General features: G+C 68.7%; 9 protein-coding genes and 1 pseudogene. 7 read left to right on the forward strand and 3 right to left on the reverse strand.

All coding sequences use genetic code 11. The features are described from left to right. Positions 1 to 532 (reverse strand): ABC transporter ATP-binding protein (locus WBA11_RS00855; RefSeq protein WP_424518841.1); only part of this gene is annotated, 532 nt, incomplete at its 3' end. A 104-nt stretch (positions 533 to 636) separates the two neighbouring features. After that, a complete protein-coding gene (locus WBA11_RS00860) occupies positions 637 to 1,332 on the reverse strand; it encodes a T9SS type A sorting domain-containing protein (protein ID WP_424518842.1) in 696 nt (231 codons plus the stop codon). A 513-nt stretch (positions 1,333 to 1,845) separates the two neighbouring features. Here WBA11_RS00860 and WBA11_RS00865 point away from each other — a divergent pair. The 3 genes from WBA11_RS00865 to WBA11_RS00875 all read left to right on the forward strand — a co-directional run bounded on the left by WBA11_RS00865 (position 1,846) and on the right by WBA11_RS00875 (position 5,352). Next, positions 1,846 to 3,909 carry a M1 family metallopeptidase gene (locus WBA11_RS00865; protein ID WP_424518843.1) on the forward strand — a complete coding sequence of 688 codons (2,064 nt, stop codon included), beginning with the start codon at positions 1,846 to 1,848 and terminating at the stop codon, positions 3,907 to 3,909. Between the two features lie 91 nt (positions 3,910 to 4,000). Next, a complete protein-coding gene (locus WBA11_RS00870; protein WP_424518844.1) occupies positions 4,001 to 4,684 on the forward strand; it encodes a hypothetical protein in 684 nt (227 codons plus the stop codon). Between the two features lie 176 nt (positions 4,685 to 4,860). Then, a complete protein-coding gene (locus WBA11_RS00875) occupies positions 4,861 to 5,352 on the forward strand; it encodes a hypothetical protein (RefSeq protein WP_424518845.1) in 492 nt (163 codons plus the stop codon). An 18-nt stretch (positions 5,353 to 5,370) separates the two neighbouring features. On the opposite strand, the pseudogene WBA11_RS00880 reads toward WBA11_RS00875, so the two are convergent. Beyond that, positions 5,371 to 5,784: pseudogene (locus tag WBA11_RS00880) on the reverse strand (BLUF domain-containing protein); the annotation flags it as partial. Between the two features lie 181 nt (positions 5,785 to 5,965). On the opposite strand from WBA11_RS00880, the gene WBA11_RS00885 reads away from it, so the two are divergent. The 4 genes from WBA11_RS00885 to WBA11_RS00900 form a co-directional block, all read left to right on the forward strand. Beyond that, positions 5,966 to 7,684 carry a trypsin-like peptidase domain-containing protein gene (locus WBA11_RS00885; protein WP_424518846.1) on the forward strand — a complete coding sequence of 573 codons (1,719 nt, stop codon included), beginning with the start codon at positions 5,966 to 5,968 and terminating at the stop codon, positions 7,682 to 7,684. A 148-nt stretch (positions 7,685 to 7,832) separates the two neighbouring features. After that, positions 7,833 to 9,092, forward strand: coding sequence for a serine/threonine-protein kinase (locus WBA11_RS00890; RefSeq protein ID WP_424518847.1), 1,260 nt, complete (start codon positions 7,833 to 7,835; stop codon positions 9,090 to 9,092). A gap of 122 nt (positions 9,093 to 9,214) precedes the next feature. Beyond that, a complete protein-coding gene (locus WBA11_RS00895; protein WP_424518848.1) occupies positions 9,215 to 9,961 on the forward strand; it encodes a protein phosphatase 2C domain-containing protein in 747 nt (248 codons plus the stop codon). Continuing rightward, a partial coding sequence (locus WBA11_RS00900) for a serine/threonine-protein kinase (protein WP_424518849.1) occupies positions 9,958 to 11,187 on the forward strand: 1,230 nt, incomplete at its 3' end. The genes WBA11_RS00895 and WBA11_RS00900, both read left to right, overlap by 4 nt.

An 11,187-nucleotide genomic window follows, 5' to 3' on the forward strand; every position in this document is an offset into this window, starting at 1 on the left:
GGGCGAGCGCCCGGGCGATGGCCACGCGCTGCTGCTCGCCCCCCGAGAGTCGGTCCGGGAACGCGCCCGCCCGGTCCTCGAGCCCGACCTCCCGCAACAGCTCCGCCGCCCTCGAGGCCGCCGAGTCCGCCCCGTCGAGGTCGAGCAGGAAGCGGACGTTCTCGGCGACGGTCAGCGTCGGGACCAGGTTGTAGAACTGGAAGACGAAGCCGACGTGGCGACGCCGGAACAGCGTCCGGTCGCGCTCGGACAGCCCACCGATCTCGACGCCGTCGACCGTGACCGTCCCGGCGTCGGGGCTGTCGATCCCGGAGATCAGGTTGAGCAGCGTGCTCTTGCCGGCGCCGGACCGGCCCAAGAGCGCCCCGATCGCGCCGCGCCTCATCTGCAGCCCAAGCCCCTGCAGCACATCGCGCCACGCCTCGCCCTCGCGGTAGCGCTTACCGACGCCCTCGAGGTCGAGAACGAGGTCGCCGTTGGCTGCGCCGGCCTTACGGCTCTCGAGGGCGGTCGGAGTGGAAGAGTCAGGCACGGCGTCCGAGGGGGAAGGCGCATCGGACGCCGGCGGACGTGCGCGGTTTTCAGCGCCGAGTGAAAGGTCCGTCGAGGACGCGACCGCGAGCGCCGTCGGTCTCGCTACCGCACCACCACCACACGGCTCGACGCGCTCCTCGCCCCGACCTCGAGTCGGACGACGTACACCCCAGCCGGCTGCCCCGACAGGTCCAGCGCGACCGCTCCGCCTCCAACGATCGGCACCGATCGAACGACGCGACCGAGCGCATCGAGGACGGACACCTCGGCGTCACGAGCGTCGCCAAGCGTAACCCACGCGGTCACCGCTCCACGCGACGGGTTCGGGCCGACCCGGACGTCGAGCCCTGGCGGCGACAGGTCGTCATCGACCGCGACGGGCCGAAGGTCGCCGTAGGACACACCACCTACGACAGCGCCCAGAAGTGTGGCCCGGATCGTATCACGGCGCACTGGATCGTAAGCCCTGTTCTCGCGATACGTTGCCACGAGTGATACCTGCCCGACGCCCTCCAATAGAGTCGACACGACGTCGGCATCCGTGGTATCGCCGGTGCAGTATGGCGCTGGGCCACAAGTGTGCTCAGAGAACGTTGCCTCTGCCACGCTCCCCTCGTACTCCCTATCGCCGATGACTACCGAAGAGTCTCCAAGCGACACAGTCCGGTAGATCAGCCCACGCCTGATAAATGGAAGTCCACTTGCCGCCATACACCGAGCGTTCACTACTGCCGACTCCTCCTCGTTGTACCGGAATGTGAAAAATAATGATTGATTGGATCGGGTGTACTCACACAAGGTCCTGTCGGTACGACCATCGTCGTGATATCGAGTTAGATCGAGAAAAACTGTATCTCGCTCAGCCGATGGCCGCACCTCTTGAACTCGCCATTCGACGTTTGCCGCCACTGTATCGGCAGGCGCGTACGTGGTTTTGGCAACCCCGTCTACGCGATAGATCCAATGGTCACCGATCGCAAATGGGAGAAGCTGCTCGCCGTCTTGAGCGGACGCGACGGGTGCCACCGACAGCGCGGTGACGACGAGAAAACCTAGGCGTCTGAACATGAGTCGTTGGTGGGAACTGACCCTGTCGTTCGAGCGCAAGGCCTCGCAGCATCCAGCGCTGTTGTGAATCGAGAATAGGCGCCTCGCAATCCGAACGGAGTGGTGTACCAAATGTATGTGTGCGAATATATAAAGCCGCACGAACCAGACAAGGCAGGCTGTCATGCCTCTATCGGCGCGAGCCTCCTTCCGTCAGCGTTGCGCCGGCAAGAACCCGGTCCCGTTACCTCGAGGCCGTGACTCATGGCTAGGTTTTGGCGTTCCACCGACCTCGACTCGATGCTTCGACTGACCGGCCTCCTGGCCGTCGCCCTGATCGCTGTTCCGGCCTTTGCCCAAGGCTCGTTCCCAGAGACGAACGACTCCCTCTTCGCGCCGCTCGACCTCCCGACGCCGAATCAGTACCGCAGCGCCGACGGCCGTCCCGGTCCGAGCTACTGGCAGCAGCGCAACGACTACGACATCGCGGTCGCCCTCGACCCGGCGACACACACCGTCTCGGGCACCGTCCGGCTGACGTACACCAACAACAGCCCGCACGACCTCGAGTACGTCTGGATGCACCTCGAGCAGAACCTGTTCGCGATGGACAGCCGCGGCGCGTTGCGAACGCCGCCCGACAGCCGGTGGCGCGGCTCGTTCCCCGCCGGCGGCTACCAGCTCGGCGACGTCACCGTCAACGGGGACCCGGTCACGCCCGTCGTCACGGACACGCGGATGCGGCTCGACTTGCCCGAGCTCCTCGAGTCCGGCGGCGACCGCATCGAGGTCGAGGTCGGGTACTCGTTCGTGATCCCGGAGTACGGCGCCGACCGGATGGGCCGGCTCGCGACCGAGCGCGGCGTCGTCTACGAGCTCGCGCAGTGGTACCCGCGTATCGCCGTCTACGACGACGTCAACGGCTGGAACACGATGCCGTACCTCGGACAGGGCGAGTTCTACCTCGGCTACGGCGACTTCGAGCTGGCGATCACCGTCCCGTCCTCGATGACGGTCGTCTCGACCGGCGAGCTGCTCAACCCGGACGAGGTCTACACCGACCAGCAGCTCGAGCGACTGGAGGCGGCGCGCCAGAGCGACGACCGCGTCTACATCATCCGTCCCGAGGAGGTCGGAACGCCAGCCTCGAAGCCGAGCCGTCTCATCCGGGCAGAAGATCTCGAAGGGCTCGCGTCAGGCTCACCTCAGTCCACCACGACGTGGCACTACCGCGCCGAGAACGTCCGAGACGTCGCCTGGGCGGCCTCAGAGGCGTTCATCCTCGATGCTGCCAACGCCGCCGTCGTCCTCGAGGACGGGAGCACCAACAACGTGTTGTCGATGGCGGCCTACCCGCACGAGGGCATCGGCACGCCGGACAACCCGGGCTGGGAGGAGGCGACGCGGTTCACGCGCGCGTCGATCCTGGCCAACTCGCACTGGTACCCGTACCCCTACCCCGTCGCGATCTCGGTCGCCGGCGTCGTGGGCGGCATGGAGTACCCGATGCTCCACTTCTCGGGCGTCAACGCGCGCTTTATGTCGCTCTTCGGCGTCATCGACCACGAGCTCGGCCACAACTGGTTTCCGATGATCGTCGGGAGCGACGAGCGGCGCTACGCCTGGATGGACGAGGGGTTCAACAGCTACCTCAACACGTTCGCCAACCGCGAGTTCTACGACCGCAACCCGGACCCGACCATCGCCGGCTACGGCCAGAGCGACTCGGCCCGCGTCATCCGGCTCACCGAAGGCCCCGCCGCCGCCGACTTCATGCGCCAGCCGTGGTCCGCCGACCAGCCGATCACGACCTACCCCGACCGGATCCGCCGCCCGGCCCTCGGTTGGCTCGCCTACCGCAAGCCGGCCAAGGGATTGATGATGCTGCGCGAGCAGATCGTAGGCCCGGAGCGGATGGACGCGGCGATCACGGGGTACATCGAGCGGTGGGCCTACAAGCACCCCCAGCCCGCCGACTTTTTCCGCACCGTCGAGGACGTGACCGGCGAAGACCTCGACTGGTTCTGGCGCGGCTGGTTCTACGGCACCGGCCGGTTCGACCAGGCGCTCGCCGCCCTCGAGGTCGCCGACGGGACGGCGACGGCGACGGTCGAGAACCGGGGGGAGGTGATCCTGCCGACGCAGGTCGAGTTTCGCTTCTCCGACGGCACGACCGAGGTCGCGAGTATCCCGGCCGAGGCCTACTTCTCGACGGACACCGTCGCAGCTAGAGTCGCCCTCGAGGGCCGGACCCTCGTCTCGGCCCGCCTCGACCCGAGCGGCGACTTGCCCGACGACGACCTCTCCAACAACATGCGCGACATGTAGCGTCCTCGAGGGCGCGCGTCGAGGTAGTGCGAATGGATCAGGCCGGCCGTGCGTCCTCGATGGATGTTGCGGCTAGCCCTTCTTGCTACCGATGATCCGCTTCTCGCTCGTGATCCTGCTCGTCCTATCAGGCTGCGACGCCCTGGGCGACTCCGACCCAGCCTGGACGGAGGCCGGCGCGGTCGCACTCTTCGACTACGAGCCCGGCCCCGACTCGCTCCGCGCTTTCGTGTTCGACGGGGTCGACGGCGAGCACCTCCGCCTACCTTCTCGGCCCCGCGGATTCGAGATGACCGTCGTCGCGTCACCGGATTGGCGGTGGACGGACCGGTACGTGTCTTGGAAGCAGGCCGGAGCGACAGGGGGCGCGTTCACCTCGTTCAGCACCGAGATCTCGCTCCCCCTCGAGGACGAAAACATTGAGGTCGTCGAGGTCGGGCTCGCCGTCGTCAAGAGCGTGGACTGCTCGGGCGGCTGGTTCAGCGGGTCGAGCGGCCGGCTCTCGTTCGTCCGCGTGCCGAACCAGTCCGGGACGGTCGAGGAGTTCGCCAACTGCCAGCGCTCCTACGACCTCGAGGGCCAGACGTACCCGGCGACGGGACCCGAGACCGTGACGGTCCCAGCGGGGACGTTTTCCGTCATCCGCGTCGAGCGTCCGGTTTACAGCGGCGGCAAGACGGTCGAGTTTTGGAGTTGGGAAGCCGGCTTGGTCCGCTTGGACGCCGTGAGCCCGGACGGCACGCTGCGCGGCCGGTTCGTCCGGTCCGCCGACTGAGCGTCCTCGAGGCCGAGCAGCCTCCTCGAAGACTCGGGTCATGACCGGGCGCACCGTTCCGTCCTCGAGGGCGCGTTCGCGGCGGCCCATCGGGTGCTCAGGTCAAAAGCGTGAGACCGAGTGGCGACCTCGAGGGCGGATGCGTACCGTTCGCGACGCGTCCCCACCCTCCTACGATGACTCGAAGCTCCCTCCTACTCGCGTCGGTCGTCGTCCTCGTCGGCTGCGACTCCGGGTCGGTCGTGGACGGGATCGCCCTCGAGGACGGCGCCTACGAAGACGTCGGGGTCCGACTGTTCGATGGCGACGACGTCTGGCGGGAGTTCGGCGGTGCGCGGTTCGTGTCTCGGACCTACCGCTTCGCCTCGGACGGGACGTTCAGGATCGACGTCATCACGGACATCGGCGGGGGCAACGGTCCTGCCTTCGGTCGCTATCGCCTGGAGAATGGAGGGCTCGTCCTCGAGGTCGACTCGTCGGACACGGTCGAGTACGACGCGGGAGATATCGAGGCCTATGACGCCGGGCGGACGGTCGGCCGCGGCTACAGGACGGACCTCGGTGGAGCCATGTTTGAAGGCCCCGGCCTCATCCTCACGACGAGGCTCGACCCGGCGCCACGCGAGTACGACCGTCAGGAGACGTTTTGGCGCGGTCCCCTGCCCTAGCGCTGGCCTCGAGGTCGGCTAGAACGCGCGGCGCGTGCGCCTCGAGAGCGCGAGGTAGCGGAACGCCCGGAGAACCAACCACACGCGGTCCACGCCCGTCTCGGCCAACTCGAGGACGGCGCGAACTGTCGGCTCGGCCTCCTCGGGAACGTCGCCGATGCGGAGCAAACCCATCGACCAGTCCGGGACCGCGCGGGCGCCGGCTTGGACGTCCAGCAGCGGCATGATACCGGCGTGCCGAGAGTCTCGGCGCACGCGTCCGTAGACGTGTTCGACGGCGTCGGGAGGTCCCTCGAGGACCTGCAGGAGCGAGTCGTCCGTGTACACGATCGCTCCGGTCACGCCGACGGTCTCGTTGCAAGCCCGGCTCGACCGCAGGATCTGCAAGACGTCACTGCGCGAGAGCCGCTGCGGCGTCGTGGAGCAGTAAGCGAGTTGGCGAAGCGGCGGGCCGGGCGTTCATCTGGGGTACGAGCCGGACGGGTATCGGGTCGGCCCCGAAGGCGCTAAAGCGACGTCCTCGAGACCTCCAAGGGAGACGGCGAAGGCAGTGCGTGAGCCGGTCGGCGCGGAAACGTCGGTGTTGTGGGTGAGCCCCCTCACCCCCAACGCCATGAGCACCCCCAAGCGCTTCGTCATCCGCCACCTTAGTGGCTCCAAGGCCAACCAGGTCGAGGAATTCCCCTTCGCCACCTTCGACGCCCTGACCGTCGGGCGCGGCGGCAGCACGGACGTCGTCTACGACGCCGACCACGACGAGTTGGTCAGCCGCGAGCACGTTAAGCTGACCAAAGACAGCGACGACGCCTACACGATCACCGACCTCGGGAGCCGCAACGGCACCTTCGTCAACAAGGTCCAGGTGGCCGGCTCGGCCTCGATCCGGCCCGGAGACACGGTCCAGCTCGGCCAGGACGGGCCGGAGTTTGTCTTCGACGCCGAGCCGCGTCCGGCACGCGAGACGGTCATCGCATCACCCCGCGCGAACAAAGCGACCACGCTGTCACCGTCGTTGGCGAGCGCGGCCTCCGCGGTCGACCGGGCGCCCGCCAAGCAAGGCGTCGGACGCGAGACCGTCGCGCGGATCGTGACGGAGAACCAGCGCGAGTCGCAGAAGAAGACGACCGGGATGGTCCTCGGGATCAGCGCCGGCGTGTTGGCGCTCGTCGCGGCCCTGTTCTTCTTCATGCGCCAGGACAACGACTCCCTCCGCAACGCGCAGAACGTGGCCCACGCTCGCGCCGACTCCGTCGAGGCCGCTGCTGCCGCCGCCGCCGCCGAAGCTGCCGCGAACCCGCCGGACATGACGCCGACGGAGATCACCGACGCCCACGGCGACGCCGTCGTCTACATCGAGGCCGCGTGGCGCTTGGTGGACGCGAGCTCGGACAAGCCGATCTACCACCGCTACGAGCGGACCGACCGCGGCAACATGGCCGTCTTCGTCCAGCTCCAGGACGGCAGCATCGAGCCGTTCATCGAGACGAACGATGCCGACGGCATCAACCAGCCGATCCGCAGCGCGGCGACGGGCTCGGGCTTCGTCATCAGCCCGGACGGGTTCATCCTGACCAACAAGCACGTCGTCTCGGGCTGGGACTACCCGTTCCAGTTCCCGCAGAGCGCGTTCCCGGCCATCGTGTATCCGGTGACCGCGCAGGGCGAGATCGACACGCGGAACCCGTCGGTGCTGCAGTCGCCGCAGCAGGTGGGCCAGTGGGTCCCGAGCCGGTCGGCGTTCTACGCGCAGCAGCAGACGGGAATCACCAACATGAGCCCGCTCAAGGGCATCCCAGACGTATCGGTCACGTTCCAGAACTCGGACATCCCGTTCGCAGCCGAGGTCGAGCGCGTCTCGCCCCGCGGCGACGCCGCCACGATCAAGATCGACGCTCAGGAGCCGCTCCACGCCGTCGAGCTCAACGACTCGTATGAGACCACGCGCCCCGGCGACCCGGTCGTGATCATGGGCTACCCCGGCATCTCGGGCGTCGACCTGTCGGTCGTCCAGAACACGGAGATGGGCAACGGCACTCGCGTCGCGACCATCGTGCCGCGCCCGACGGTGACGCCGGCCAACATCTCGACGATCCACCGGACGCGCCAGGGCCAGAACCCGAACGAGGCGGTCGTCTCGGCGAGCGGCTTCCCCGACGCCTACCAGCTCTCGACGAGCGAGACGGGCGGCGGCAACAGCGGCGGACCCGTCTTCGACGAGCGGGGCCGCGTGATCGGCATCTTCACCTACTCGGCCCAGATGGACGCCCGGGTGACGTACGCCATCCCGATCAAGTACGGCATGGAGCTGATGCGCGCGACGGGGACGCTCTAGGAGGGATACGAGGCGGAGGGATCGAGGAACGAGCAGACACTCGCCCCCGCCCTCCGACCTCGACGACCCGGCCTCGAGGACGACGACCCGGCCTCGAGGACGCCCCCCCTCATCCCTCCGTCCCCGATCCCTCCACCCCTCCGACACCGTGGACCTCCGCACCGGCACCCTACTCGGCGACTATCGCGTGAGCGCCCGCGTGGGCCGCGGCGGAATGGGGACGGTCTACCGCGCTCGCCACGACCGGATCGGGCGGACGGTCGCGCTCAAGGTGCTGCGCGACCCGGCGCTGGCACCGCGGTTCTTGAACGAGGCCCGCATCCAGGCCGGCTTGCGCCACCCCAACGTGGCGACCCTCTTCGACTACTTCGAGGCCGACGGCCACGCGTGCATCGCGATGGAGTTCGTCGAGGGCGAGACCTTCGCCGACCGCCTGGAGCGCGGCCCGGTCTCCGCCTTCGAGGCCGCCCGGCTGTTCCGGCCCGTCGTCGAGGCCGTGGCCTACCTCCACGACCACGGCGTGATCCACCGCGACCTCAAGAGCCACAACGTCAAGGTGACGCCCGCCGGACGCGTGGCGCTGCTGGACTTCGGGATCGCCAAGGACCTCGATGCCCGAGGCCTGACGACCGGCGGCGCGGTGCCGGGTACGCCCGAGTACCTGTCGCCGGAGCAAGTGAGGGGCAAAGCGCCCGACACACGCTCCGACGTCTGGGCGCTCGGCATCCTGTTCTACGAGCTCTTGACAGGCGACGTCCCGTTCCAGGCGGCTTCGACATTCTCCCTGTTCGAGCGGATCACGAGGGCCGACTACGCCCCGCCCTCGACGCGCGTCGCCGGTGTCCCCGCCTGGGCCGACGACGTGGTGCAGCAGTGCCTTCAGCCCGAACCCGGCCATCGCTTCCCCAACGCGAGAGCCGTTCTGCACGCACTTCCCGCCCTCGAGGGCGCGCCGGTCCCCGCGTCGATCTCGGCCCCGCCCTCGAGAGCCGATCTGTCGGCGAAGCCAACGCGCTCGCCGTCTCTCGACTGGATCTCGCCGACGAACGCGGCGTGGGGCTTCGCAGGCGTCGCCGTCCTCGCGCTCGTTTTCGCCATCGCCACGTCTTTGCCCTCGAGGCCGGAGCAGACGGGGCCGTCCAACGGGACGATCGTCCTCGAGGACGCGCCTGCCGAGAGGGTGGCTCCACCCGGGTCGGTCGCCTCGGACGTCACGATCGACGCGCTCGGCGAGTCCGCCGAGGTCTGGATCGACGGCCGGCTCGTGGGCGAGACGCCCTACGCCCTCGCGAGCTGGATCGGCGAATCCGTCGAGGTCGAGCTGCGCCGTGGCGGCGCCCGCGTCCCCGTCGTTTTTCAGACGACCGCCGGCAAGCGCGCCTACACCATCACCCTCCCCTCTCGATAGCCATGTGGCCCTTCCGCCGCCGTCGCGCGACGCGTCTCTCCCCGTCCTCGCCCTCGAGGGCCGACACGCCCTCGAAGGCAGCTCTCGACCTCGATGTCGCCATTGTGTCTGACGTTGGCAACGTGCGCTCGCAGAATGAGGACCGCGGCCGCAGCGTCCGACCGGGCGACGCCGTGACACTCGCCTCGAAAGGGGTCTTGGTATTGGTCGCAGACGGGATGGGCGGGCACCAGGCCGGCGACGTCGCCAGCACGACCGCAGCCGACGTCGTCTCGTCACGCTACTACGCGTCGTCGAGGACGCCACAGCTCGCCCTCGAGGAAGCATTCGTGGAGGCGAACGCCCAGATCCATGCCGCGGCTTCGGAAGGCCGAGACGGCATGGGAACGACGTGCACGGCGCTCGTCCTTTGCGGCGGGGAGGTCGTGTGGGCGCACGTCGGGGACAGCCGTCTCTACCGGAGCCGTCGAGGACGGATCGAGCGTCTGACGACGGACCACTCGGTCGTGGCGGAGTTGGTGGCGGAGGGCGTGCTGACCGAGGACGAGGCGCGGCATCACGACCAGCGCAACGTCATCACGCGGGCGCTCGGCATCGCCGCGACGACGGAGGTGACGCTCGGTGGGCCTCAGCCCATCGAGGACGGGGACGTGTTCGTCCTGATGTCGGACGGGCTCTATGACTTGGTGACCGACCTCGAGATCGCGACGACGCTCGGGAGAGGATCGGCGTGGGATGCGGCGAGTGCATTGGTGGAGCAGGCCAAGGATCGGGGCGGTCACGACAACGTCACCGTCGCTGTCGTCCGGGTGGTTCCCCCCGCGCTCGCTCCGGCCCGGCCCACGGCTCCCGCCCCACCGCTGTCATGATCGGGCGCACCATCGGCGGGTACCGGATCGAGTCGCTGCTGGGGCAGGGCGGCATGGGTTCGGTGTACCGTGGCACCGACCTGATGCTCGACCGGCCGGTCGCGATCAAGGCGCTGCGCGCGGACGTCGCGGCCTCGAAGGAACACGTCGAGCGGTTTCGCCAGGAGGCCAAGACGCTGGCGCGGCTGCTCGACCCGCACATCGCGACGCTGTACGCCCTCTTGCGAGAGGGCGACGACTTGTACATGGTGATGGAGTTCGTCGAGGGCGAGACGTTCGAGGCTCTCCTGGCCCGCGAGCGCTGGCTCCCGGCCGACCGCGCCCTCGAGCTGTTCGACCAAGCGCTGAAAGGGATCGCGCACGCGCACCGACGCGGGATCGTCCACCGCGACGTCAAGCCGGCCAACTTTATGGTGATGCCGAGGGGCACCGTCAAGGTGATGGACTTCGGCATCGCGCGGCTCTTGGGATCGGCGCGGATGACCCAGACCCGCCATGCCATCGGCACGGCCGAGTACATGGCGCCGGAGCAGGTCCGCGCCCGCGAGGTGGATGCGCGGACAGACGTCTACGCGCTGGGCGTGTTGCTGTACGAGATGGTGACCGGCCGAGTCCCCTTCGAGGCCGAGAGCGCCTTCGAGGTCATGCAGGCGCACTTGCAGACGCCGACGCCGTCGCCGCGCCGGTTGGTGCGGGACCTACCGGACGGGATCGTCGAGGCCATTGTGCGGGCGATGGCGAAGGACCCGGCGGATCGGTTCGAGAGCGTGGCGGCGTTCCGCGCTGCGCTGCGGGGGCTAGGGGCACGAGGTGCGGGGCAAGGGCGCTCCGATGCGTCCTCGAGGGCGGACCAGACCTCGAGGGCGGACGAAGCACCACAGCAGGACGTGGCGCGTCGAGATCCTTCGACTCCGCTCCGCTCTGCTCAGGATGACGGAGTTGTAGGTACGCGGGTCGGGGCCACGGCATCTGGCGAGGAGAGCCGTTCCCCGAACGCCACCGCCACCGACAACGTCATCCCGAGCCTGTCGAGGGATCTCGACGCGCAACAGGCCGCCGCACAGCCCCGGAGCGACCTCGAGGACGAGGCTCCGACACCAGCGCCCGCCCCGCCCACTGTCGTCGCTCCCGCCGCCCTCGAGGACGGCCCACCGACACACATTGCGCCCTCGCGCGACCCAGCGACGACGCCGACCATCGAGGTCGCCCGCCGCGCTGCGCCGCCC

It is taken from the genome of Rubrivirga sp. (assembly GCF_049648075.1).
GTDB lineage: Bacteria > Bacteroidota > Rhodothermia > Rhodothermales > Rubricoccaceae > Rubrivirga.